This is a genomic window from Microbacterium sp. BK668 (assembly GCF_004362195.1).
Taxonomy (GTDB): domain Bacteria; phylum Actinomycetota; class Actinomycetes; order Actinomycetales; family Microbacteriaceae; genus Microbacterium.
Genome location: NZ_SNWG01000001.1, coordinates 2817693 through 2841998, shown reverse-complemented (window position 1 = coordinate 2841998; position 24306 = coordinate 2817693). Strand labels below are relative to the sequence as shown.

Genomic DNA, 24306 nt, shown 5'->3' with positions numbered 1-24306 from the left:
TAGTGCGACGTCAGATGGTGAGGGCGGCGATCGCCATGGATTCCAGGACGGGCCGCACCGCGCGGTCGGAGGCGGTCTGGCGGGCGCCGCGCATGCTGTGCGGCGTCGAGTTGATGAGGCCGAAGCACGCGTGGGCGCGCACGCGCAGGTCGCTCTCGGCCCGGTCGGGGTGCAGCCGCTCGAGCACCGCCATCCAGAGCTCGACGTATTCGCGCTGCAGCCGGCGTACCCGGCTGCGGTCGTCGTCGCGGAGGCTCGCGAGGTCGCGGTCCTGCACCCGGATGACATCGGCGTCGCTCAGGGCGAAGTCCACGTGGAAAGCGACGAGCGCCTCCAGCTGCGCGCGCGGATCGTCGGTGCGGGCCAGGACCTCCCGGCCGCCCGCGAGCAGCCGCTCGCTCACGCCGACGAGGATGGCCCCGAGCAGAGCCTGCTTGTTGGCGAAATGCCGGTACACGGCGGGACCGCTCACGCCGACGGCGGCGCCCAGATCCTCCAGGCTCACCCCGCTGAACCCGCGCTCCGCGAACAGGCGCGCGGCCTCGTGGATGATGGCGGCCTGACGATCGGCCTTCGCGCGGTCGCGCTCGGTCAGACCGCTTGTCATTTCAGTTAATCCTCGCTAACCTGATGATCGAGTTAGTGAACACTAACCAATCCGCGCGCGTCACGACAACGGATGTGATGCGATCGTGACGTCGACGCAGATGACACGGAGAACCCATGGATCAGTACGACCTGTCCGAGGACGAGCGGGAGCTCGCCAAGCTCGTCCGCGAGTTCGCCGACGAGGTGGTGGCGCCCCGCTCGTACGAGGCTGACCGCACGAAGACCCTGCCGCTGGACGTCGTGGCGCAGATGGGGGAGCTGGGGCTGTTCGGACTGCCGTTCCCCGAAGAGCTCGGCGGGCAGGGCGGCGACTACTTCGCGCTCTGCCTGGCGATCGAGGGCCTCGGCCGGGTGGACCAGTCCATCGCGATCACGCTCGAAGCGGGCGTGAGCCTCGGCGCGATGCCGGTGTTCCGTTTCGGCACGGACGCGCAGAAGCAGGAGCTCCTGCCCGATCTGCTCGCGGGGCGCGCGCTCGCCGGCTTCGGCCTCACGGAGCCGGAGGCGGGATCGGATGCCGGGGCCACGCGGACGACCGCGCGCCTGGACGGCGGGGAGTGGGTCGTCAACGGCTCCAAGCAGTTCATCACCAACTCGGGCACCGACATCACGCGCTTCGTCACCGTCACCGCCGTCACCGGGGAGAGCGACGGGCGCAAGGAGATCTCGACGATCATCGTGCCCAACGGCACGCCCGGCTTCACGGTGGAGCCCGCCTACGACAAGGTCGGCTGGCACGCCTCCGACACGCACCCGCTGACGTTCGTCGATGCGCGGGTGCCCGAGGCGAACCTCCTCGGCGCGCGGGGGCGCGGCTTCGCGAACTTCCTGCACATCCTCGACGAGGGCCGTATCGCCATCGCCGCGCTGTCGACGGGCGCGGCGGAAGGATGCCTCGAAGCGGCGGTCGACTACGCCAAGAAGCGCACGGTGTTCGGCGAGCCCCTCTCGACACGGCAGAGCATCCAGTTCACGATCGCCCGCATGCAGGCGCGAGTGCACAACGCCCGCCTGGCGTGGCACCACGCCGCGCGCCTGCGCGACGCCGGCCGGCCCTTCAAGACCGAAGCCGCGATCGCCAAGCTCACGGCCAGCGACGCCGCGATGGACAACGCCCGCGACGCGACGCAGGTGTTCGGCGGGAACGGGTTCATGAACGAGTACTCCGTCGCGCGCCACTACCGGGACTCGAAGATCCTCGAGATCGGGGAGGGCACCAGCGAGGTGCAGCTCCTCGTCATCTCGCGCGCGCTCGGCCTCGACGGGTAGCGTGGCGAGCGTGGGCGACGGGACGGGCTTCGACGAGACGCGTGAGCACCGCGCCCCCGAGGTGCTGCAGCGCGGGCTGTACTACGAGGAGCTGGAGGTCGGCGTCCGGTACGTGCACCGGCCCGGGCGCACGGCGACCGAGGCGGACAACGTCCTGTTCTCGTCCCTGACGATGAACACCCAGGCGCTGCACCTGGACGCCGCGTTCTCGGCGACGCAGCCCTTCGGCAGGCGCCTCATGAACTCGATGTGGACGCTCGCGACCATGGTGGGGGCATCCGTCTCGCAGATCACCCAGGGGACGCTGGTCGCGCAGCTCGGCCTGACCGACATCGCCTTCCCGGCCCCGCTCTTCCACGGCGACACGCTGTACACCGAGACCGAGATCGTCGAGAAGCGCCGATCGGGCTCGCGGCCGGGCCAGGGCATTGTGACGATGCGGCACACGGGCCGCAACCAGGAGGGCGTCGTCGTCGCGACGGCGACCCGCGTCGCGCTCCTGTGGTGCCGCGACGGCGTCGACCACGCGGAGCGAGCCGCAGGCGGGGAGGCAGCGGAATGACGTTCGAGCTGGGACCGGCGATCCTGTTCTGCCCTGCCGACCGGCCGGAGCGCTACGCCAAGGCGCTCCAACGGGCCGACGCCGTCATCCTCGACCTCGAGGATGCGGTCGCGCCGGCGGACAAGACCGCCGCCCGCGGTCACCTCATCGAGTCCGAGCTCGACCCCTCCCGCGTCATCGTGCGGGTGAACCCCGAGGTGTCGGACGAGTTCCTCGCGGACCTCGCGACGCTGTCGCAGACCGACTACCGGACGATCATGCTCGCCAAGGCGGAGTCGCCCAAGCGCATCGCGAAGATCGACGCCCGCTTCCGCGTGGTCGCGCTGCTCGAGACGGCGAAGGGCCTCTCGCAGGCCGAGCGGATCGCGGAGCTCGACAGCGTCATCGCCCTCATGTGGGGCGCGGAAGACCTGGTGGCGAGCATCGGCGGCACGTCGAGCCGCAAGCCCAACGGCCGCTACCGCGACATCGCGCGGTACGCCCGAGCCCGGACGCTCCTGGCGGCCGGGGCGCGCCACAAGGCGGCGATCGACGCCGTGCACCTCGACATCGCCGATACGAAGCGGCTGCGGATCGAGGCGACGGATGCCGCGGCATCCGGTTTCGCGGCCACCGCGTGCATCCACCCCAGCCAGGTGGAGATCATCCGGGCGGCATACTCGCCCTCGCCCGAGGAGATCGCCTGGGCGCAGGGAGTGCTCACCGCGGCGAAGGCAGAGCGGGGCGTCTTCCGCTACGAGGGTCGCATGGTGGACGAGCCGGTCCTCCGCCACGCCCGCGGCCTCCTGCGGCGTGCGCGCGTCTGAGGGTCAGGCCGACGCCCGCTGCGCGACGATCCCGGTTGCCATCCGATCCACGAGCTCGTACGGGAGAGGCTTCGCGTGCGGAAAGGTGACCGAGTCCTTCTCGGCCCGGTACGGCGCGATTTCGTCCTCGAGCGGGCCGGCAAGCGTCGGCACGGGGTAGAGCCCGATGTGCTTCTTCCAGCCGGCGTAGTGCAGGGCGTACCGGCCCCCGAGCATCACGGCGGCGATGCCGTAACGCATCTTCTCCTCGGGTTCCGCGCCTGTGGCGTCCCGGACAGCCGCGACGATGATTCCGCGGATCCGAGTCAGGCGCTCGGCGACCTCGGGCGGGAACCCGGCGATGTAGTCGTCGACCGTCGCGGGGGCTGCCATAGGCCTGAGACTACGCGGCGTGCGGCGTGTACGACAGCAGCCGGAGCCGCTCGCGCTCGAACAGCACGGTGTGCGCGGAGGCATTGGCGAGACGTTCGCCCTCGAGAGGCAGCGCGTCGCCGCTGGCGTGCCGGATCACCTCGCGGATGAGCGCGCCGTGCGTGACGACGATGACGGATGCCGCTCCCGGCGCCGTCTCCCGGCGGACGTCGCGGGCGACCTTGGTCAGGCCGGCGAGGGCCCGCGTCCGCAGGTCCTCCCGCGTCTCGGCCTCGGGCACGTCGGTGCCGTGCCAGTCGCCCCAGCGCGCGAAGTACTCGTCGACGCTCAGGCCCTCGGCGACGCCGTAGGCGCGCTCGCGGAGCTCGGGATAGAGGCGCGGCGCCGGGAGGCCCAGCTCCCCGGCGATGATCTCGCCCGTCTCCCGTGCGCGCGACAGGTCGCTCGCGACGACGACGGCGCGCGCCCGTGGGTCGAGCATGCCGCGGAGGGTGGCGGCGGCATCCCGAGCCTGGCGGCGGCCGGTGTCGTTGAGCGGCACATCCGTCGCCCCCTGGATGCGGCGATCGCGGTTCCAGTCGGTCTCGCCGTGGCGCACGAGGATGAGGGTCGTCACCCCTCGAGCCTAGCCGCGGCGCGTGGCGACGGTCCCGGCGTCGCAGCGAGCGGGCGGTCGAGGCTGCCGGCGGCGTGCGGCCGGTCGAGGGTGCCGGCGGCGGGCTCAGCGCGCGCGGGGAAGCGCGTGGGCGAGGGCGCTGAGGACGTCGCTCGTGCCCGCGTCGATCTTGACGCTGGCACGCGCGTCGGCGCGCGTGTCGCCGCGGTTCACGATGATCACCGGGATCCGGCGGCGACGTGCGCGCTCCACGAGGCGGATGCCGGAGTTCACGACCAGCGACGAGCCGGCCACGACGAGGGCGTCGCTCGTGCGGACGAGCTGCTCGGCCTCCCGGAACTTCTCCGCCGGGATGAACTCGCCGAAGAAGACGACGTCGGGCTTCAGCATCCCTCCGCACACGGTGCATTCCGGGATGCGGAAGCCCGCGGTGCTCTCGGGAAGCACATCGCCGTCGGGGCCGAGGGCGATGTTCTCGGGGATCGCGATCCACGCGTTGTCGGCTTCGACGCGGGCGGCGAGGTCACGGCGATCGAACACCTGCCCGCAGTGGGTGCAGAAGACCCGGCGCATCGTGCCGTGCAGCTCGACGACGCGCCGGCTGCCGGCGCGGACGTGGAGACCATCGACGTTCTGCGTCACGACGCCGGTCGCGATGCCGTCGGTCTCCAGCTGCGCGAGAGCCCGGTGGCCCGCATTCGGCTCGGCGGCCGCGAACGCCTTCCATCCGAGGTGGCTGCCGACCCAGTAGCGGCGGCGCGCCTCCTCGCTGGAGAGGAACGCCTGCGCCGTCATCGGGGTGCGCACGGGCGCGCCCTTGCCGCGGTAGTCGGGGATGCCGGAATCGGTGGACACTCCGGCTCCCGTCAGCACCGCGATGCGGCGCCCGGCGAGCTGCTCGATCGCGCGCTCGAGCGACTGCGCCGTCGGCGCGTCGAACTCCGTCGCGAGCGTCATGAACCCACCCTCTCGCGTCCGAGGGTACGCGCGGCGCTTTTCGGGCGTGTTACACGGTGGCGTGGGAAGGTGGACGCGTGCAGGTGATCTCCATCGATTCCGCGGACGACGAGCGCATCGCCGACTATCGGGATCTGACGGATGTCGCGCTGCGCCGCGTGCTCGAGCCCGAGGGCGGCCTCTACATCGCCGAGTCGGCGAAGGTCATCGCCCGGGCCGTGCGCGCGGGGCACCGGCCGCGATCCGTCCTCGCGCAGGAGAAGTGGCTCGATGACGTCCGCGGAGTGCTGGGCGATGATGCGGACGTCCCGGTGTACCTCGTGTCGTCCGAGGTCGCCGAAGGCATCACCGGCTACGTCGTGCATCGCGGGGCGCTCGCGGCGATGCACCGGCCGGCGCTGCCATCGATCGCCGAAGCGGTCGCCGACGCCCGGCGGATCGTCGTGCTCGAGGACATCGTGGACCACACGAACGTCGGCGCCATCTTCCGCGGGGCGGCCGCGCTGGGCGCGGGCGCCGTGCTCGTCTCGCCGCGCTGCGCCGACCCGCTCTACCGGCGCTCCGTGCGCGTCTCGATGGGGACCGTGTTCCAGGTGCCGTGGACGCGGCTGCCCGAGTGGGGAGAGGCGCGCGGCATCCTTCACGATCTCGGCTTCGAGCTGGCAGCGCTGGCTCTGTCGGAGGATGCTGTCGCCCTCGACGAGTTCGCCGCATCTGCCCCGTATCGGGTGGCCCTCCTGCTCGGCGCGGAGGGCGACGGCCTGTCCCGGCGGGCGCTCGCGGCTGCGGACAGGGTGGTCACGATTCCCATGGCGGGCGGCGTGGACTCGCTCAACGTCGCGGCGGCGGCGGCGGTGGCGATGTGGGAGCTGCGGGTGCGCTGAGCGCCGGCTTGTGGCACCGGCTGCGGGAGCGCTCAGCGCCGGCCTGTGGCACCGGCTGCGGGTGCGCTGAGCGCCGGCCTGTGGCACCGGCTGCTAGCGCTCAGCGCCGGCCTCTGGCGCCGGCCGCAGCTCACCGCATCGCCCCCTCGGCTGAGCCGGCCGGCTCACCCTGCTGCCCTTCGGCGTTCGCCGCCTCTCACATTCGCCGTACCACCCTGTCGCGCATGCGCGTCGGAGATTTCGTCGCCGGCCGCCACCTCATGTGTGCGTCCCACCAGTACGGCCCGCGCACTTCGGGGACGCCGGCAGTCATCCGGATCTGCCAGCCACTCGTGTCGAGCGTGCGGTGATGGAACCAGCAGAGGAGCACGCCGTTGTCGGTGTGGGTCGGGCCTCCGAGCGCATGGTCCCGGACGTGGTGGACCTCGCACCACGCGGCCGGGACGTGGCAGCCCGGGATGATGCATCCTCCGTCGCGGAGGCTGATGGCGCGCCGCTGGTGGTGATTGAAGACGCGATCCGGCGTGCCCAGGCGGACGATGCGACCGCTCGCGTCGATCTTCGCTCGCTGCACCGCGCCCGCGCACGCGATGTGACGCGCGACCCCGAGAGAGACCGGCTCATCGCAGCCGCTGACGTGCGCGACGCCGCGGTTCTGCTCGAGATCCTCCGCTCGCACCGAGATGACGAGCGTCGGCGCGGCACCCCCGAGGTGGGGCATCTTCCCGGACGCCGCGGCGATCGCGAGAGTCGTGGCCAGCGCATCGTGCTGCCTCTGAGCGCGGGTGCGGGTGTCGGCCGCGGAGCTGTGAGGCTCGTCCTGATCGTCGTCGGCGCGGAAGGTGGGCCCAGCCGCTTCGGCGGGGCGGTCGATCTTGGGATTGAGCAGACTGTCGAAGATCCGCTGCAGCTGCGCCGCCACCTCGGGGAGAAGTGCGCCGCGCAGCGGCACGAGCCCCTCCCGGCACGCGCCGAGGGCGAGTCCGCGCTTCCGCATCGCCCGCGCCTCCCGCGGCTCGACGCCGTCGGGATCGAGGTACACGGCCCACACCGTGGCGAGCGCGCGGAGGTCGTCCGCCGACGCCGGGGGAGCGGCATCCGGTCGTTCGCCCCGAGCCGCTGCCGCGAGCTCTTCGTCCGCGGCGAGGATCGCCTCCCGACCTGCTGGGCATCCGCGAAGGGGTGATGCGACCGCGACGATGCCGTCGACTCCGACGGAGGCCGCACCGAGCGCGTCGCGCATGGCGGGAAGCAGCGCAGGCAGAAGCTCGCCGCTCGAGGGTGCGATCTGCCTCTGCATCGCCCGGGCGGCCGTGACGAGGTCGGTCGCCGAGCGGCTGGACAGGCGAGTGGCGCGCTGGACCAGTTCGGAGACGGAGCGGCAGCCCGCGCGCGTCGTCAGGCGGTCCGGGCCCGCACCCTCCGAGCGATCGGCGACGTGCGCCGTCGACTCGAGCAGCAGCGCCTCGGCGGCACGATGGACTCGCGCCGCGAGCGCCATCACCTCGAGCACCTCGGCATCCGCGAGCAGCCGCATCCGGTCTTCTCCGAGGGCCTCTTCCGCGATCGAGGCCAGCTCGCCGCCGACCGCTCTGACGGCGTCGGCGAGGCTGTTCATACCTGCCATTCTGCCGAGGGGTTCCGACATCGGCGGTGCCCGGAAGCGCCCGATCAGACTGCGGAATTCGGGGGCTGTGCAGAATCCGGATCTTCCGCGACCGGGGGAGGAGAGGACGAACTCCGAACTCCCTGACGCAGACCCCCGGATGGCAAGCTCACTCCATGGTCACCGCGGTTCAGCTCATCAGGTCCAGCGCGCTCAGCGATGTCGCGCAGTACGCCTACGCGTCAACGGCCGCCAAGGAGGCGCGCCTCGTCTTCCTGGCCGGCGCCTGCCCTCTCGAAGACGACGGCTCGATCGTCGGCGACTACGCGGCGCAGGCAGCGAAGTGCATCGAGACGATGGTCGGCGCCCTCGATGCGGCGGGAGCGACGATCGACGACGTCATCAGCACGCGGGTCCTCGTCGCATCCTCGGACAGAACCGATCTCACGACGGCCTGGGATGTCGTCCGGGACGCATTCGGCGCACACGACGTCCCCAGCACGCTGCTCGGTGTGACGGTCCTCGGCTACGCCGATCAGCTCGTCGAGATCGAGGCGATCGCCGCCGTCGTCGACTGACGGCGCGGAGGACTAGACCTGCTCGCCGCGTTTGCCGTCCGGATCCTTCCCCGGCAGCATCGTCACGACGGGAAGCGGGTCGGGCCGCTTCGGCTTCACGTCGTCGCCCGACGACTGGTGTCGCAGGCGCCGGAGCACCCAGGGCATGAGGTACTCCCGCGCCCACAGCAGGTCGACCGAGCGCGCCTCGCGCCATGTGCGGGTCGGGTAGGGGTCGGGCTGCATGGGCTGAAGGTCGTTCGGCACGTTGAGGGCCCGCAGCACCATGCGGGCTATCTCGTGGTGCCCGAGCCTGTTGTAGTGCAGGCGGTCGTCGTCGAAGAAGCGCATGTCCTGCACCTCCTTGAGAGCCCACTGGTCGGCGACGATGCAGTCGTACTTCTCCGCGATGGCGCGGATGTTCTCGTTGTAGATCGCCACCTTGCCGCGGATGCCGCGGAACACCGGCGTGAAGTTCGTGTCGATGCCCGTGAACACCACGAGCGTCGCGCCGTCCCGGCTGAGCCGGACGACGGCGTCCTCGAACTGCTGTGACACCTCGTCGGGATCGGTGCCCGGGCGGATGACGTCGTTCCCGCCCGCGGAGAAGGTGATGAGATCCGGGGCGAGTGCGAGTGCCGGCTCGATCTGGTCCGCGATGATCTGGCCGATGAGTTTGCCGCGCACGGCCAGGTTCGCGTAGGCGAAGTCGTCGACCTGCTGCGACAGCACTTCGGCCACGCGGTCGGCCCAGCCGCGGAATCCGTTCGGCGCCGTCGGCTCGGGGTCGCCGACGCCCTCGGTGAAGGAGTCTCCGATCGCGACGTAGCGGCGCCACGGGTGGGGCTGGCTGTTCGCGACGTAGGGACTGCGGGGATCTTCGCTGTTCGGCATCCGTCTTTTCCTCGGTTTATGACCGCTCACCAGGCTATCGCTCGACCGTCTCCCGCTGTGCAGGCGAGCCTGTCGCCTCCCTCGTTTAGGGTGGTCGTTCGTGCTGTCGGGCGCGCGCACGCCAGGGGAGGTCGAGTGGACGACAACGCCCTCCTCGGCGCTGCAACGGATTCCGGTCGGTATGTCGGACACGCCCCCGAACTCGCCGAAGCGAGCGACACCGGCGAGCACGGGCGTCCGCACCTCGGCAGCTTCGCAGCGGAGCACCTCTCGCCGTCCTATCCCCAGCGCGCGCCGTGGGGCACGGCCCAGCGCCTCCGCGCCTGGCAGGCCGAGGCCCTCGACCTGTACTTCAGCCTCGACGGACCCGACGGCGCCGGGGGAGGCCCGCGCGACTTCCTCGCCGCCGCGACCCCGGGCGCCGGCAAGACGACGTTCGCCCTGCGCCTGGCGAGCGAACTGCTGCGCCGCCGCGTGGTCGATCGGGTGGTCGTCGTGGCCCCGACGGAGCATCTGAAGACGCAGTGGGCGGATGCCGCGGCCCGCGTCGGCATACGACTCGATCCCGCGTTCAGCAACCGTCATGTCGCGCCTGCCCGGCACTATCACGGGGTCGCCGTGACGTACGCCCAGGTGGCGGTCAAGGCATCCGTCCATCAGCAGCTCACGCTCGACAAGCGGACGCTCGTGGTCCTCGACGAGGTGCATCACGGCGGGGACGCCCTCAGCTGGGGCGAGGCGCTGCGTGAGGCATACAGTCGGGCGACCCGGCGCCTGCTCCTGTCGGGAACGCCGTTCCGCAGCGACACGGCGCCCATCCCCTTCGTGGAGTACCACCCGGATGAGAAGGGCATCCGCCTCTCCCGGACCGACTACAGCTACGGCTACCGCCGCGCCCTCGAGGACGGGGTCGTCCGGCCCGTCATCTTCCTGGTCTATGCGGGACAGATGCGCTGGCGAACGAAGACCGGCGACGAGATGGAGGCGCAGCTCGGGCAGGACAACACGAAGGACGTCACGGCGCAGGCGTGGCGAACGGCCCTCGATCCCGAGGGGGACTGGATCCCCGCCGTCCTCCGCTCGGCCGATCGGCGGCTGACGGAGGTGCGCGAGCACGTTCCGGACGCGGGCGGACTGGTCATCGCGACGGATCAGACGGCGGCGCGCGCCTATGCCGCGATCCTCCGCGAGATCACGGGGGAGCCGCCCACGGTCGTGCTCTCCGACGAAGCCGAGGCCTCGAGCCGCATCGAGGAGTTCTCCAAGGGGCACTCGCGCTGGATGGTCGCGGTGCGCATGGTGTCGGAGGGCGTCGACGTCCCGCGCCTGGCCGTCGGCGTCTACGCCACCTCGGCGTCCACCCCGCTCTTCTTCGCCCAGGCGATCGGCCGCTTCGTGCGCGCGCGCCGCCGCGGTGAGACCGCGAGCGTGTTCCTCCCGAACGTCCCCCAGCTCCTCGCGCTCGCGGGCGAGCTCGAGCGTCAGCGCGATCACGCACTCGACCGCGACAGCGCCGGCGACGACGAGTGGAACGCCGAAGAGGACCTGATGGATGCCGCGGAGCGCGAGGAGAAGGCATCCGACGCCCTCACCGCCGAGTTCGCCTATCAGGCCCTCGGCTCTCAGGCGCACTTCGATCGCGTGCTGTTCGACGGCAAGGAGTTCGGCCAGCTCGCCGTCCCCGGCACGCCGGAGGAGGAGGAGTTCCTGGGGCTCCCGGGTCTGCTGGAGCCGGAGCACGTCCACGACCTGCTGATGCAGCGCCAGGCCCGCCAGAGCCGCCATCGCAAGGCGCGGGAGGCCGCGTCGCCTGGTGGCGAGACAGGGGGCGCGCCGCCCCCGGCGCTGCACCGGACGCTGAAGGAGCAGCGGCAGCTCCTCAACAGCCTCGTCGGGCTCTATGCACGCCAGTCCGGCGATCCGCATGGCGCGGTGCACGCCGAGCTCCGCCGCATATGCGGCGGCCCGGCGGTCGCGCAGGCGACGGTGGCGCAGCTCCAGGCGCGCATCGACGTGCTCCGCGCCCGCGTCCGCTCGTAGCAGCCACCGATCCTGCGCGCTTCGGATCCCCGAAATGCTGTCAATCGCGGGGTATGCGGCGAGAGCGCCCCGGCGGCTGGATAGCGTGGAGGCATCCCGCACCCGCCGCAGCCTTCGGAGGCTTCTTTGAGCGCGCCCGCCGCCGCACCCACGGCCCGCGACAGACGTCGCTGGGCCCAGTACCTCGTCAACGAGCGCGCCGAGGCGCGCGTATACCGCGAGCTCGCCGCCCGGCGCGAGGGGGAGGAGCGAGAGATCCTCACCGCTCTCGCCGACGCGGAGGGGCGTCACGAGGCGCACTGGCTCGAGCTGCTCGGCGGAGAGCCGCAGCGCCTCCCGAGCCCCGATCTCGGCACGCGCTCGCTCGGATGGATGGCGCGGCGCTTCGGCTCGATCTTCGTGCTCGCCCTGGCCCAGAACGCCGAGGGACGATCGCCGTACGACGACGAGCCGTTCGCGACCGCGCGCATGGCCGCCGACGAGAAGATCCACCACGAGGTGGTCCGCGGCCTGGCCGCCCGTGGCCGGCGCCGCCTGTCGGGCACCTTCCGCGCGGCCGTCTTCGGCGCGAACGACGGACTCGTGTCGAACCTCGCTCTCGTCATGGGCATCGGTGCGACCGGCGTGGCCCCGCAGTTCGTGCTCTTCAGCGGCATCGCCGGACTGCTGGCGGGGGCGCTCTCGATGGGCGCGGGGGAGTTCGTCTCGGTGCGCTCGCAGCGCGAGCTGCTCCAGGCGACGGAGCCGAACGGATATGCGGATTCGGCACTCCCCTTCCTCGACATCGACGCGAACGAGCTCGCCCTCGTCTATCGCACGAGAGGGATGCCGGAGGCCGACGCTCTCGCGCGAGCGCGCCGCGTCGTGGCCGCCGCGGGATCGAAGGGTGCGCAGAGCACCTACACGGGGCCGGTCGAGATCGTGGACTCCCACGAGGTCGTCGGAAGCGCGTGGGGCGCGGCCCTTTCGAGCTTCCTCTTCTTCGCCTCCGGCGCGATCATCCCCGTGCTCCCGTGGATCTTCGGGCTCTCCGGCCTTCCCGCGATCGTGACCGCGCTCGTCCTCGTGGGCATCGCCCTGCTGTCCACGGGTGCGATGGTGGGGCTGCTGTCCGGCGGGCCGCCGCTGCGCCGGGCTGTGCGCCAGCTCGCCATCGGATTCGGTGCCGCGGCGGTCACCTACGTGCTGGGACTGCTGTTCGGCGTCTCGATGGGCTGACTTCCGGGTGGGCCGCCGCCGCGCCCGACGCGGTCCGGCAAGCGGAACGAGAACGGCCCCCCGTGACCGGGGGGCCGTTCTCGTCTGTGTGCGCGAGGGGGGACTTGAACCCCCACGCCCTATACGGGCACTAGCACCTCAAGCTAGCGCGTCTACCTATTCCGCCACCCGCGCATCTGGGTGTTTCGGTTTCGCAACCGAGGAACGACACTACCACGTTCGCCGCCGCGCGAAGAATCCCGGGGCCGGGAGGGTGGGGAGGAGGCATCCGCCCGCCATTGCCTCGAAACGGAGTCGCAACGCGCGCCGGGTAGGTTAGTCCGCATGCCCACGCCCGAGACCGACCTCCCCGAGGTCGTGCGGATCGCGCGCGATCTCATCCGGTTCGACACCACGAACCACGGCGGGGGACGCGCCGCCGGCGAGCGCGAGGCGGCCGAGTACGTCGGCGCGTACCTCGAATCGCTGGGGCTCGCCCCCGAGTTCTACGAGCCCGTCGACCGCCGCACGAACGTCATGGCGCGTGTCCCCGGCCGCAACCCCGGCAAGCCGGCACTCGTCCTCCACGGACACCTCGATGTCGTCCCCGCGGTGGCCGAGGACTGGAGCGTCGACCCCTTCGCGGGCGAGATCCGTGACGGCTTCCTCTGGGGTCGCGGCGCGGTGGACATGAAGGACATGGATGCCATGATCCTCACGTCCGTGGCGGACCTCCTCCGCGCCGGCGAGCAGCCGGAGCGCGACCTCGTCCTGGCGTTCTTCGCGGACGAGGAGAACGGCGGAATCGAGGGTTCGGCCCTCGTCGTCAGCGACAGGCCGGAGTGGTTCACAGGCGCCACCGAGGCGATCAGCGAGGTCGGCGGGTACTCGATCGAGGCCGCCGGGCGTCGCGCCTATCTGCTTCAGACCGGCGAGAAGGCGCTCGTCTGGATCAAGCTCGTCGCGCGCGGCCGCGCGGCCCACGGCAGCAGCCTGCATCCTCACAACGCCGTCACCCGCCTCGCCGAGGCCGTCGCCGCGCTCGGGCGCACCGAGTGGCCCGTCCGCCTCACGGAGACGACGACGGCCTTCGCCGAGGGGCTCGCGGCCCTTCTCGGCGCCGACGCGAGCGACCCCGACGCTCTCGCGGCGTCGACGGGCGCGGCATCCGGATTCCTCCGCTCGACGCTGCGGACCACGACCAACCCCACCGGGGTCACCGCCGGGTACAAGCACAACGTCATCCCCGACCGGGCCGAGGCGCTCATCGACGTGCGTGCCCTCCCCGGCACCGAGGACGCCGTGCTCGCCGACATCCGACGTATCGTCGGCGACGACATCGAGATCGAGGTCGTGCACCGGGACATCGGCCTCGAGGTGCCGTTCCAGGGAGACCTGGTGGACGCGATGGTCGCCGCTCTCGGCCGTCACGACCCCGGCGTCCCCGTCATCCCGTATCTGATGGGCGGCGGAACCGACAACAAGGCGCTGTCGCTCCTCGGGATCGAGGGATACGGCTTCGCGCCGCTGCGCCTGCCCGCGGGCATCGACTTCACGGGCATGTTCCACGGCGTCGACGAGCGCGTGCCGCTGGACGCCCTAGTGTTCGGCCGGCGCGTGCTCACCGATCTCATCCGCAGCTACTGAAAGGCGCGCATGCACCTCCTCGAGGCGATCATCCTCGGGCTCGTTCAGGGCCTCACCGAGTTCCTCCCCGTCTCATCGAGCGCCCATCTGCGCATCCTCGGCGAGTTCCTGCCGAGCGCGGAGGACCCGGGCGCCGCCTTCACCGCCATCACCCAGCTCGGGACCGAGGCGGCTGTCGTCCTGTTCTTCTGGCGTGACATCGTGCGGATCGTCTCGCACTGGTTCAAGGCGCTCTTCGGCAGGATCCCGAGGAACGACCCCGACGCGAAGGTCGGCTGGCTCATCATCATCGGGAGCATCCCGATCGTCGTGCTGGGGCTCCTCTTCCAGGACCAGATCGAGACAACCTTCCGGTCGCTCTGGCTCGTCGCGGCGATGCTCATCGTGTTCGGCATCCTGCTCGGGGTCGCCGATTGGGTCGGGGCGAAGCGGCGCAATATGGAGGACCTGACCGTGGGGCACGGCATCCTCTACGGACTCGCGCAGGCGCTGGCGCTGATACCCGGGGTCTCGCGCTCGGGAGGCACCATCACGATGGGCCTCTTCCTCGGCTACGAGCGCGCCGCGGCGGCCCGCTACGCCTTCCTCCTCGCGATCCCCGCCGTCTTCGGCAGCGGGCTGTACCAGCTGTTCAAGAGCTGGGACGAGCCGAGCGTCTTCACCCTGGGCGAGACGGCCGTCGCGACCGGCGTCGCGTTCGTCGTGGCCCTCGGCATCATCGCGTTCCTCATGAGCTGGATCTCGAAGCACAGCTTCCTGCCGTTCGTGATCTACCGCCTGTTCCTCGGCGGCCTGCTCATCGTGCTGCTGCTGACCGGCGTCCTTCAGCCCTACTGATCCGGGCGGAACGGACGGCGCCTGCATCGCCCCTCGCGGAGGCAGATCGCGGACGGATGCCGCTACCGCCGCGGCTCGTCGCGACCTGGCTTCGTCGGCCCGTCGCCGCCGCGGCGCAGGTAGCGCTCGAACTCCTGCGCGATGGCGTCTCCCGAGGCCTCGGGGGAGTCCCACGTGTCCCGCGTGCGCTCGAGCTGGCGGATGTACTCCGTCATCTCCTCGTCGTCGGCCGCCGCGGCGTCGATCGACGCCTCCCACGCGGCCGCCTCATTGGCGAGGTCACCGCGGGGGATCGGTGCGCCCGTGATGTCCTCCAGCCGATCGAGGAGCGCGAGCGTCGCCTTGGGCGACGGGGTGTGGCCGGCGACGTAGTGCGGCACGCTGGCCCACAGGCTCGCGGTCGGGATGCCGGCGACGTCCGCCGCGTGGGACAGCACGCTGAGTATCCCCACGGGGCCTTCGTACGTCGAGCGCTCGAGCCCGAGCGACGTGCGGATCTGCTCGTTCTCGCTTCCGCCGAAGACCGAGATCGGGCGGGTGTGCGGAACGTCCGACATCATCGATCCGATCGAGACGAAACCCGTGATGTCCTCTCGCAGGGCGACGTCGATGAACTCGCTCGCGAATGCCTGCCACGCGCGCGCCGGCTCGACGCCGGTCAGGAGCCACAGCTGCGCGCTGCGGGTCGTGCGGGCGGGCCGGAGGATAGTCGCCTCCGGCCAGCGGAGGTTCCTCCGTCCGTCGGCGTCGGTCGCGATCTGCGGGCGGGTGTACTGGTAGTCGAAGTACAGTTCGGGATCGACGGCGAACACGACCTCGTACTCGCCGCTCTCGCGCAGCTGCGAGACGGCGCTCGAGGCGGCCTCGCCCGCATCGTTCCAGCCGTCGAAGGCGGCCACGAGCACTCGACGTCCCAGTCCGTCCACACACCCTCCTCGTGCCCCTGAAGGGGTTCCCTCCAGAATAGGCTCCTCATCCCTTTCCCGGGCCGCGACCAGACCGGTGTGGCCGCGATCCCGAGGGGCAGGTGGACGGCACCGCCCGGGCCCCCCGAAGCGGCCTGGATAGCATGGACCGGTGAACCCGAGCCCACCCGCCGCCGTCCTCTGGGACATGGACGGCACCCTGGTCGATACGGAGCCCTACTGGATGGCGGCCGAGACGCCGCTCGTCGAGAAGTTCGGCGGCACGTGGTCCCACGAGCAGGCGCTTCGACTGGTGGGGCTCGGTCTCGAGGACTCCGCCCGCATCTTCCAGGACGCCGGCGTGCGCATGGGGATCGGCGACATCGTCGACCATCTGACGGACGACGTCATGAGCCAGCTGGCGACGAAGGGGGTCCCGTTCCGCCCCGGCGCACGCGAGCTGCTCACCAGCCTGCGTCAATCGGGCATCGCGACGGGCCTCGTGACGATGTCGCTCGGCCGGATGGCGAGGTCGGTCGTCGATCTCATCGACTTCCCGGCGTTCGACGTCATCGTCGCAGGGGATGACGCGACCCGCCCGAAGCCCTTCCCCGACCCGTATCTGCAGGCGTGCGAGGCGCTCGGGGTGAGCCCCGCCGACGCGGTCGCGATCGAGGACTCGCCGAACGGGATCCGCTCCGCCGTCGCGGCCGGCGCGGCCACGATCGGGGTGCCGCTCATGGTGTCGGTGGCCGGCGCCGGCGCGCACGCCGTCTGGCCGACCCTCGAGGGCCGCACGGCGGACGACATCGCGGCCTTCCACCGCGATCACACGTCACGACTCGGAGCCTCCCGATGACCTCGACACCACCCCGCGGCCCCTTCCGCGTCGGAGACCGCGTGCAGCTGACCGGTCCGAAGGGACGCCTGCACACCATCACGCTCCGCGCCGAGGGCGAGCTGCACACGCATCACGGCGTCCTCGCGCACACCTCTCTGATCGGGCAGCCGGACGGATCGGTGGTGACCAACAGCTCGGGTCACGAGTACCTCGCGCTGCGGCCGCTCCTGCGCGACTTCGTCATGTCGATGCCGCGCGGCGCCGCCATCGTCTACCCCAAGGACGCCGCGCAGATCCTCGCCGAAGCCGACGTCTTCCCGGGCGCGGTCGTCGTCGAGGCGGGCGTCGGCTCGGGCGCGCTGTCGCTCTGGCTCCTCCGGGCGATCGGCGCCGGGGGACGGCTCGTCTCGTTCGAGCGGCGGTCGGAGTTCGCCGATGTCGCCCGCGCGAACGTCGAGACCTTCACGGGGGACGAGCCGGCGAACTGGGAGATCGTCGTGGGCGATCTCGTCGAAGAGCTCCCGAACGCGGTGGCCCCGGCATCCGTCGACCGCGTCGTGCTCGACATGCTGGCGCCGTGGGAGTGCATCGACGCCGTCGCGGACGCGCTCGCGCCCGGCGGAGTGGTCGTCTGCTACGTCGCGACGGCGACCCAGCTCAGCCGCGTCGCGGAGTACATCCGCGGCACGGGGCTGTTCACCGAGCCCGACGCGAACGAGACGATGGTGCGGGGCTGGCACGTCGAGGGTCTGGCCGTCCGCCCCGACCACCGGATGGTCGCGCACACCGGCTTCCTGCTGTGGGCGCGGCGCCTCGCGCCGGGCGCGGTGGCGCCCGAGGTCAAGCGCCGAGCGTCGAAGTCGAGCTACGGCGACGCCGACGTCGAGCTGTGGACGCCCGGCGCGGTGGGGGACCGCGACATCACCGACAAGAACCTCCGGAAGCGGGTGCGCGAGGCCCGCCGCGCCGCCGACGGCGCCCGCGAAGCCGCGTCGGGCGGGCCCGAGGCTTCCGCCTAGACTGTTGCGGTGCGCAAGATCCCCGCTGCCCTCGCGATCCTCGGACTCGCCACGATCGGCTTGACCGCCTGCGGCGTGCCCGCGGGGTACGACGCGTGCCCCCGGCCCGAGTCGAGCACGTCGGCGGCCGACCTCGTCACGGTGTCGGGTGACGCAGGCGCGGAGCCCGACGTCGCGGTGCGTACGCCCTTCCACGTCAGCGAGACCTCGTTCGGCGACATCCAGGAGGGTGACGGCACCGCCCTCTCGTCGAAGAACCAGGCGGTCGTGCTCGACCTGCAGATCGTCAGCGGCGAGACCGGCGAAGTCCTGGTGTCGACGCCGTACGACGGCGACCTCTCCCGCGTGAACACGTACGACCGGTGGATCCAGGCAGTCCCGGCCTTCGAGACGGCGCTGGAGTGCGCGACCGAGGGCACGCGTGCCGTCGTCGCCCTTGCGCCCGGCGGAATCGAGGCCGAGACGGCCGCGAGCCTGGGCCTCGGCGAGAACGACTCGGCCGTGGCCGTCGTCGACGTGCAGAAGGTCTTCCTTCCCCACGCCCAGGGCTCGCTCGTCTACAACGACGCGCTCGGCCTGCCGACGGTCGTGCGCGCCCCCGACGGGCGCCCGGGCATCATCGTGCCCGACGCGACCGCGCCCGAGGACCTGGTCGCGCAGACGCTCATCAAGGGCGACGGTCCGGCGGTGTCGGCGGACGAGCCGATCCGCGTGCACGCGACGAGCGTCTCGTGGGACGACCGGACCGTGCTCGACTCGACGTGGGACACCCAGCCGGCATCGACGACGCTCGACCAGATCGTGCCGGGTGCCGCCGAGGCGCTGGGCGAGGTCACGGTCGGCTCGCAGATCCTCGTCGTGCTTCCGGCGGGTGACGGCTCGGACGACGGCTCGGCCGCCTCCCCGGGCGTCTTCGTCATCGACATCCTCGGGGTCGACGCCGCACCCGCGCAGTAGGCGAGCGGCGCTGCGGGCGACCCTAGGATGAGTGGGTGCCCGCGAAAGCCCCCGTCCGCAACCCGCCCGAGGAGCGGCTCGTCAACCTCGTGGTCGCCCTGATGGCGACGGAGCAGGGCTTGACGAAGGACACGATCCTCAGCTCGGTCTCGGGGTACCGCGAGCAGAGCGAGGCGGGTGCGTCCAAGGACGCTCTCGAGAAGATGTTCGAGCGCGACAAGGAGAGCCTGCGCGGCCTCGGCGTGCCGATCGAGACGATCGGCGACAGGGCCGACCCGGACGATCTGCGTGAGGCCCGCTACCGGGTCCCGACGGCCGAGTACGAGCTGCCGGAGGACATCGAGTTCACCCCGGCGGAGATCGCCCTGCTCAACCTCGCCGGAGGAGTCTGGAGCGAGAGCTCGATGTCGGCCGAGGCGCGCAGCGGACTTCGCAAGATCCGGGCGCTCGGGATCGCGGTGGAGGACCCGATCATCGGCTACTCGCCGCGCATCAGTCTGCGGGACCCGTCCTTCCCGGCTCTGCAGCAGGCGATCGAGCAGAGCCGCGTCGTGACGTTCCCGTACCTGAAGCCGGGGGAGGAGGCACCGCGCCTGCGTCGGGTGCAGCCTCTCGCCCTCGTGGAGTACGAGGCGCGCTGGCATGTCTTCGGCTACGACCTCAACGTCGGGGCGGATCGCACGTTCCTCCTCTCGCGCATCGTGGGCGACGTCGAGGCGACGCGGGAGGCGTTCGACCCCGCCCTTCGCGACGGGGCGGGGGAGCGCGCGCTCGCCGACCTCGAGGCCCTCGCCGAACGGCAGCTCGCGCTGCTCGAGGTGAACCCCGGCACCGAGGCGGCTCTGCGCCTGAGCCGGCGCTCGCGTCCCGCTGCGCAGGGCATCCGGGTGCCCTACGTCGACGTGCACTTCTTCGCCGACGAGCTGGCGTCGTACGGACCGGAGGTGCGGGTCGTGGAACCCGGAGACCTGCGCGACCAGGTCGTCGCCAGGCTGCGTGCGACCCTCCAGGTGCACGAGGGCGTCGTATGACGTCTCGCCGGCCCCTCATCGCGACCGACCGTGCCGCCATCATGCTGCAGCTGGTCCCTTACCTCATCGGAAAGGGCGAGGTCTCCGTCGAGGAGGCCGCCGACGAGTTCGATGTCACGCCCGACCAGATGCGGACCATGGTCGAGAAGCTGACCGTCATCGGGCTTCCCGGCGAGCGGGGCTACTGGCAGATGGCCAACGACCTCTTCGACATCGACTGGGACCTGCTCGACGAGCGCGGACTCATCGTCATCACCAACTCGGTCGGCCTCGAGCGCTCGCCCAAGCTGACCGCGCGCGAGGCCGCCGCGCTCCTGGCCGGTCTCCAGGTCGCCCGCGCCATCCCCGGGGTCGGAGACACCGACCTGTTCGGGGGGCTCCTCGCCAAGCTGTCCCGTGGCGCGGCCGCGCGGCCCGCGGACGTGATCGTCGCTCCTGAGCCGGTCGACGCCGTGCGCGATACGGTCGCGGCGGCGGTCCGGGAGGGGGTCGCGGTCTCGTTCACCTACAAGGCTCCGGATGCCGCGCCCACGACCCGCACGGTCGACCCGGTCAAGATCCAGATCGCCAGCGACCAGTGGTATCTGCAGGGCTGGTGCCACATGCGCGAGGCGATGCGCACGTTCCATCTCGACCGCGTCAGCGACATGCGCCTCACCGACATCCCGGTCACGCACGCCGAGGAGCAGGCGCCCGGGTGGTTCCAGTCCACCGGCGACGAGGTCGTGGCGCGCGTCCGCTTCCCGTCCGCCGTCGCGCCCCTCCTCGGGGAGTACCTCGACCGCGCAGAGGTCGTCGAGGAGGCCGACGGGGTCCTGCTGGCGACCATGCGCATCGCGGACGAGGTCAGCCTCCGTCGGCTGGCGGCGCGGCGCGGGGGAGCGCTGGAGATCCTGGAGCCGGCGGGCGCGCGGCGGGCCGCGGCCGACTGGGCGCGCGCCGGGCTCGATCAGTACCCCTGAGTCCGCCCGGCGCCGGCGGGGGCCGGCGGGGTCGGGTTTAGACTGAGGGGGATTCCCGCACGACATTACGGAGCGCATCATGTTCAGCAACCTGAACGGCTGGCACCTTCTCATCCTGCTCGCCGTCATCCTGCTCCTGTTCGGCGCTGCGAAGCTTCCCGCCCTCGCCAAGAGCGTCGGCCAGTCCGCCCGCGTCTTCCGCGGCGAGATGAAGGCGATGAAGGAGGAGGACGAGAAGCCGTCCGCCGCCGACGGAACCGCATCGTCGACGGCCACGGACGCGGCGGCGGCACCGGCGACGACGAGGCCCGCCGACACGCCGGACACCAAGCCGTAGCCGGCAGTGGCCTCGGCCGGACCGCCGCAGTTCAGCGAGCCGGACGCCCCGCGCCGTGACAAGCGGATGTCGCTCGGGGCGCATCTGGTCGAACTGCGCAAGCGACTCGTCATCGCGGCGCTCGCCCTCGTCGTGGGCATGGTCGTCGCGTTCTTCATCACCGACTGGGTGCTGTGGCTCATCACCGAGCCGATCCGCGTCATCGCGGCTGATGACGGCGAGTCCGCCCGCGTGGAGCTGATGTTCAGCACCGTGACCTCCGCCTTCGACTTGCGCCTGCGCATCTCGTTCGCCATCGGCCTGCTGATCTCGGCGCCGATCTGGCTGTGGCAGATCTGGGCCTTCATCATGCCGGGGCTCACGCGCAAGGAGATCAAGTACACGTGGGGCTTCCTCGGCGCCGCGATCCCGCTCTTCTTCGTCGGCAGCTTCGTGGGCTTGCAGATCATGCCCCACATCGTCGAGCTCATGAACACGTTCGTGCCGGAGGGCGGCGCGTCGTTCTACGACGCGCAGTACTACTACGACTTCGTGTTCAAGCTGCTCATCGTCGTCGGCATCTCGTTCGTCCTGCCGGTGTTCCTCGTCGCGCTGAACCTCGCCGGCGTCATGTCGGGGCGCGCGATCCTCAAGGGCTGGCGGGTCGCGGTGCTCATCGCGACGGCGTTCGCGGCGCTGGCGACCCCCGCGGCCGATGTCGTCAGCATGCTGATCCTCGCCGGCATCCTCATCGTGCTGTTCTTCGCCGCGGCGGCGCTGTCGATGCTGTTCGATCGCAGGAGGACGAAGCGTCAAGCCGCCTTCCTGCCCCCGGAGGCGCCCGCGTGAGCATCCCGAGCCCGGCCGAGCGGTACGCGCGGGCCCGCGAAGAGCGTGCGCATCCCCTCACGGCCGCCTTCGCGGCATCCCAGCGCTTCACCCTCGATCCCTTCCAGATCGCCGGATGCCAGGCCCTCGAGGAGGGTCGCAGCGTGCTCGTCGCCGCGCCGACGGGTGCCGGGAAGACCATCGTGGGCGAGTTCGCGGTCCACCTCGCCATGCGGGATGCCTCGGATCGGCGGCATCCGTCGAAGGCGTTCTACACGACCCCCATGAAAGCGCTGTCGAACCAGAAGTTCCGCGAGCTCGTCGATGTGTACGGACCCGACGACGTCGGCCTTCTCACCGGCGACACGAACATCAACGGCAACGCTCGGATCGTCGTCATGACGACCGAGGTGCTGCGCAACATGCTCTACGCCGACTCGCCGGCCCTCCGTGGGCTCGACTTCGTCGTGATGGACGAGGTCCACTACCTCGCGGACCGGTTCCGCGGCGCCGTGTGGGAGGAGGTCATCATCCACCTGCCGGCGGGGGTGCGCCTGGTCTCGCTCTCGGCCACCGTGTCCAACGCCGAGGAGTTCGGCGACTGGCTCGACACCGTGCGCGGCGACACCGAGGTCATCGTTTCCGAGGTGCGTCCCGTGCCGCTCGAGCAGCATGTGCTCGTGCGCGGCGACCTGCTGCCCCTCTTCGACGATCGCGCCGGCATCGCGACGGCCCAGGTGAACCAGGAGCTCATGCGGATCCGGTCGTTCAAGGGGCCGACCTACGAGAACAACCGGCGTGCACAGGCGGGCCGCAGCGCCGGTCACCGCTCGGGCGGAGGGTACGAGGCATCCCGTCGCCGTCCGGCCAAGGGGAATCAGCGGCCGGTGCGATCCGCGAACGTCCAGCGCATCGAGCGGCTCGACCGACCAGACGTCGTGAAGCTCCTCGAGCGCGCGAACCTCCTCCCGGCGATCTTCTTCATCTTCAGCCGCGCCGGCTGCGATGGCGCGGTGCAGCAGGTGCGCCGCTCGGGCGTGCGCCTCACGACGCCCGACGAGCGGCGCGAGATCCGCGCCGTCGTCGAGGACCGCACGCGCTCCCTCCTCGACGAGGACCTCGCCGTCCTCGGCTACTACGAGTGGGTCGACAACCTCGAGCGCGGCGTCGCATCGCACCACGCGGGACTTCTGCCTGCTTTCAAGGAGGTCGTCGAAGAGCTCTTCCAGCGCAAGCTCGTCAAGGCCGTGTTCGCGACCGAGACTCTCGCCCTCGGCATCAACATGCCGGCGCGCACCGTCGTGCTGGAGAAGCTGGAGAAGTTCAACGGCGAGGCGCGCGTGGCCATCACCTCCGGCGAGTACACGCAGCTCACCGGACGCGCCGGGCGCCGGGGCATCGACGTCGAGGGGCACGCCGTCATCCAGTGGACCGAGGGGCTCGACCCGCAGGCGGTCGCAGCCCTCGCCTCGCGCCGCACGTACCCGCTCAACTCCAGCTTCCGCCCGACGTACAACATGGCGGTCAACCTCATCGACCAGTTCGGTCGCGCGCGGGCCCGCGAGATCCTGGAGTCCTCGTTCGCGCAGTTCCAGGCCGACCGGGCCGTCGTGGGGCTCGCACGACAGGTGCGCGAGAAGGAGGAGTCGCTGGCGGGGTACCAGAAGGCGATGATCTGCGATCGGGGGGACTTCGGGGAGTACTCGCGCATCCGCCGCGAGCTCAGCGACCTCGAGAAGATCAACCGCAAGGACGTGACGGCCGGACGCGCGACCCGCGATCAGCGGCAGCGCCGGATCGCGTCCCTGCGCACGCAGATGCAGAGGCATCCGTGCCACGGGTGTCCCGATCGCGAGCAGCACGCGCGGTGGGCCGAACGGTACTGGAAGCTCAAGCGCACGGTCGACGGACTCCGCCGGCAGATCGAGACCCGCACGGGCACCGTCGCGCGCATCTTCGACCGGGTCGTGGACGTCCTGAGCGAGCTGGACTACGTGCGCGTCGGCGACGATGACGCGACGTCGCTCACAGCGGCCGGGCGCACGATGCGGCGCATCTACGGCGAGCGCGACCTGCTCGTGGCCGAGTCGCTGCGGACGGGGATCTGGGACCAGCTGGATGCCGCGTCCCTGGCCGCACTGGCTTGCTCCCTCGTGTACGAGCCGCGCCGGGACGAGGGCGGTCCGGGGGAGCAGCGCCTGCCCCGCGGCCCCTTCCGCACGGCCCTGAGCGCGACCGAGGATCTCTGGCAGCGCCTCGACGACCTCGAGCAGGACCATCACCTCCCGGGGACCGAGCCGATCGCGACCGGCCTCGCCCAGGCGATGCACTCGTGGGCCAAGGGCGTTCCCCTCGACCGCGTGCTGGCCGAGGCCGACATGGCCGCCGGCGACTTCGTGCGATGGTCGAAGCAGACGATCGACCTCCTCGACCAGCTCTCGCTCGTCGCCGAGAGCGGGCTCGCCTCGACGGCGCGCCGAGCGCTGGACGCCGTCCGCCGAGGCATCGTCGCCTACTCGTCCGTCTGATCCGCGGGGAGGGCGTGGTGTGCGGCGGTCGCGGTCGGCCGCTGCGCGCGTTTCTGCCCTCCCGCG

The 24306-nt window shown here is 71.3% G+C and carries 24 protein-coding genes and 1 tRNA gene; 17 read left to right on the top strand and 8 right to left on the bottom strand.

Annotated elements, in window-relative coordinates; all coding sequences use genetic code 11:
• Nucleotides 1-10 precede the first annotated feature (10 nt).
• On the bottom strand, nt 11-607 hold the full coding sequence (locus EV279_RS12770) for a TetR/AcrR family transcriptional regulator (RefSeq protein WP_133544036.1): 597 nt from the start codon (nt 605-607) through the stop codon (nt 11-13).
• Between the two features lie 116 nt (nt 608-723).
• Here EV279_RS12770 and EV279_RS12765 point away from each other — a divergent pair, with 116 nt between their 5' ends.
• The 3 genes from EV279_RS12765 to EV279_RS12755 are packed head-to-tail and all read left to right on the top strand — an operon-like array spanning nt 724 to nt 3246.
• Nucleotides 724-1878: an acyl-CoA dehydrogenase family protein gene (locus EV279_RS12765; RefSeq protein WP_133544034.1), complete on the top strand. Its 1155-nt coding sequence runs from the start codon at nt 724-726 to the stop codon at nt 1876-1878.
• A 10-nt stretch (nt 1879-1888) separates the two neighbouring features.
• Complete coding sequence (locus EV279_RS12760; protein WP_133544032.1) at nt 1889-2440, top strand: MaoC family dehydratase; 552 nt, start codon at nt 1889-1891, stop codon at nt 2438-2440.
• Nucleotides 2437-3246: a CoA ester lyase gene (locus EV279_RS12755; RefSeq protein WP_133544030.1), complete on the top strand. Its 810-nt coding sequence runs from the start codon at nt 2437-2439 to the stop codon at nt 3244-3246. Before EV279_RS12760 ends, EV279_RS12755 begins: the two co-directional genes overlap by 4 nt.
• A gap of 3 nt (nt 3247-3249) precedes the next feature.
• Here the strand turns inward: EV279_RS12755 and EV279_RS12750 are convergent, their stop codons facing one another.
• From EV279_RS12750 to EV279_RS12740, 3 genes are all read right to left on the bottom strand, one after another.
• Complete coding sequence (locus tag EV279_RS12750; RefSeq protein ID WP_133544028.1) at nt 3250-3618, bottom strand: DUF1801 domain-containing protein; 369 nt, start codon at nt 3616-3618, stop codon at nt 3250-3252.
• 10 nt (nt 3619-3628) lie between these two features.
• Nucleotides 3629-4234 carry a histidine phosphatase family protein gene (locus EV279_RS12745; protein WP_133544026.1) on the bottom strand — a complete coding sequence of 202 codons (606 nt, stop codon included), beginning with the start codon at nt 4232-4234 and terminating at the stop codon, nt 3629-3631.
• Nucleotides 4235-4339: 105 nt separating this feature from the next.
• Nucleotides 4340-5191 (bottom strand): Sir2 family NAD-dependent protein deacetylase, encoded by an 852-nt coding sequence (locus EV279_RS12740; RefSeq protein ID WP_133544024.1) that lies wholly within the window; start codon nt 5189-5191, stop codon nt 4340-4342.
• Between the two features lie 77 nt (nt 5192-5268).
• Between EV279_RS12740 and EV279_RS12735 the strand changes: the two genes are divergently transcribed.
• Entirely contained in the window at nt 5269-6075 is an 807-nt protein-coding gene (locus EV279_RS12735; protein ID WP_133544022.1) for an RNA methyltransferase, read from the top strand.
• A 196-nt stretch (nt 6076-6271) separates the two neighbouring features.
• Here EV279_RS12735 and EV279_RS12730 read toward each other — a convergent pair whose 3' ends face one another.
• Nucleotides 6272-7693 carry an HNH endonuclease signature motif containing protein gene (locus EV279_RS12730; RefSeq protein ID WP_133544020.1) on the bottom strand — a complete coding sequence of 474 codons (1422 nt, stop codon included), beginning with the start codon at nt 7691-7693 and terminating at the stop codon, nt 6272-6274.
• Nucleotides 7694-7857: 164 nt separating this feature from the next.
• Here EV279_RS12730 and EV279_RS12725 point away from each other — a divergent pair, with 164 nt between their 5' ends.
• A complete protein-coding gene (locus EV279_RS12725; RefSeq protein ID WP_133544018.1) occupies nt 7858-8259 on the top strand; it encodes a Rid family hydrolase in 402 nt (133 codons plus the stop codon).
• A 12-nt stretch (nt 8260-8271) separates the two neighbouring features.
• Here EV279_RS12725 and EV279_RS12720 read toward each other — a convergent pair whose 3' ends face one another.
• Entirely contained in the window at nt 8272-9132 is an 861-nt protein-coding gene (locus tag EV279_RS12720; protein ID WP_133544016.1) for an SGNH/GDSL hydrolase family protein, read from the bottom strand.
• 135 nt (nt 9133-9267) lie between these two features.
• Here EV279_RS12720 and EV279_RS12715 point away from each other — a divergent pair, with 135 nt between their 5' ends.
• On the top strand, nt 9268-11172 hold the full coding sequence (locus EV279_RS12715) for a DEAD/DEAH box helicase (protein WP_243728557.1): 1905 nt from the start codon (nt 9268-9270) through the stop codon (nt 11170-11172).
• A gap of 126 nt (nt 11173-11298) precedes the next feature.
• On the top strand, nt 11299-12390 hold the full coding sequence (locus EV279_RS12710) for a VIT1/CCC1 family protein (protein WP_133544014.1): 1092 nt from the start codon (nt 11299-11301) through the stop codon (nt 12388-12390).
• An 89-nt stretch (nt 12391-12479) separates the two neighbouring features.
• On the opposite strand, the gene EV279_RS12705 is transcribed toward EV279_RS12710, so the two are convergent.
• Nucleotides 12480-12564: transfer RNA gene (locus tag EV279_RS12705), tRNA-Leu, on the bottom strand.
• A 150-nt stretch (nt 12565-12714) separates the two neighbouring features.
• Here EV279_RS12705 and EV279_RS12700 point away from each other — a divergent pair.
• Both EV279_RS12700 and EV279_RS12695 read left to right on the top strand, forming a co-directional pair.
• Nucleotides 12715-14016: a M20/M25/M40 family metallo-hydrolase gene (locus tag EV279_RS12700; protein ID WP_133544012.1), complete on the top strand. Its 1302-nt coding sequence runs from the start codon at nt 12715-12717 to the stop codon at nt 14014-14016.
• 9 nt (nt 14017-14025) lie between these two features.
• A complete protein-coding gene (locus EV279_RS12695; protein WP_133544010.1) occupies nt 14026-14853 on the top strand; it encodes an undecaprenyl-diphosphate phosphatase in 828 nt (275 codons plus the stop codon).
• Between the two features lie 62 nt (nt 14854-14915).
• Here the strand turns inward: EV279_RS12695 and EV279_RS12690 are convergent, their stop codons facing one another.
• Complete coding sequence (locus EV279_RS12690; RefSeq protein WP_133544008.1) at nt 14916-15779, bottom strand: PAC2 family protein; 864 nt, start codon at nt 15777-15779, stop codon at nt 14916-14918.
• 151 nt (nt 15780-15930) lie between these two features.
• On the opposite strand from EV279_RS12690, the gene EV279_RS12685 reads away from it, so the two are divergent.
• The 8 genes from EV279_RS12685 (at nt 15931) to EV279_RS12650 (ending at nt 24240) form a co-directional block, all read left to right on the top strand.
• Nucleotides 15931-16617 (top strand): HAD family hydrolase, encoded by a 687-nt coding sequence (locus EV279_RS12685; protein ID WP_243728556.1) that lies wholly within the window; start codon nt 15931-15933, stop codon nt 16615-16617.
• On the top strand, nt 16614-17618 hold the full coding sequence (locus EV279_RS12680) for a tRNA (adenine-N1)-methyltransferase (RefSeq protein ID WP_133544005.1): 1005 nt from the start codon (nt 16614-16616) through the stop codon (nt 17616-17618). The genes EV279_RS12685 and EV279_RS12680 overlap by 4 nt, the downstream gene beginning before the upstream one ends.
• Before the next feature lie 9 nt (nt 17619-17627).
• Nucleotides 17628-18575, top strand: a complete 948-nt coding sequence (locus tag EV279_RS12675) for a hypothetical protein (RefSeq protein ID WP_133544003.1) — start codon at nt 17628-17630, stop codon at nt 18573-18575.
• A 35-nt stretch (nt 18576-18610) separates the two neighbouring features.
• Complete coding sequence (locus EV279_RS12670) at nt 18611-19606, top strand: WYL domain-containing protein (protein ID WP_133544001.1); 996 nt, start codon at nt 18611-18613, stop codon at nt 19604-19606.
• Entirely contained in the window at nt 19603-20568 is a 966-nt protein-coding gene (locus EV279_RS12665) for a WYL domain-containing protein (RefSeq protein WP_133543999.1), read from the top strand. Before EV279_RS12670 ends, EV279_RS12665 begins: the two co-directional genes overlap by 4 nt.
• Before the next feature lie 79 nt (nt 20569-20647).
• The gene (gene tatA / locus EV279_RS12660; protein ID WP_133543997.1) at nt 20648-20905 is read left to right on the top strand and encodes a twin-arginine translocase TatA/TatE family subunit; all 258 of its coding nucleotides are present in this window, start codon (nt 20648-20650) and stop codon (nt 20903-20905) included.
• Between the two features lie 66 nt (nt 20906-20971).
• Nucleotides 20972-21733 (top strand): twin-arginine translocase subunit TatC, encoded by a 762-nt coding sequence (gene tatC / locus EV279_RS12655; protein WP_133544941.1) that lies wholly within the window; start codon nt 20972-20974, stop codon nt 21731-21733.
• Between the two features lie 2 nt (nt 21734-21735).
• Nucleotides 21736-24240, top strand: a complete 2505-nt coding sequence (locus EV279_RS12650) for a DEAD/DEAH box helicase (protein WP_133544939.1) — start codon at nt 21736-21738, stop codon at nt 24238-24240.
• Nucleotides 24241-24306: the final 66 nt, after the last annotated feature.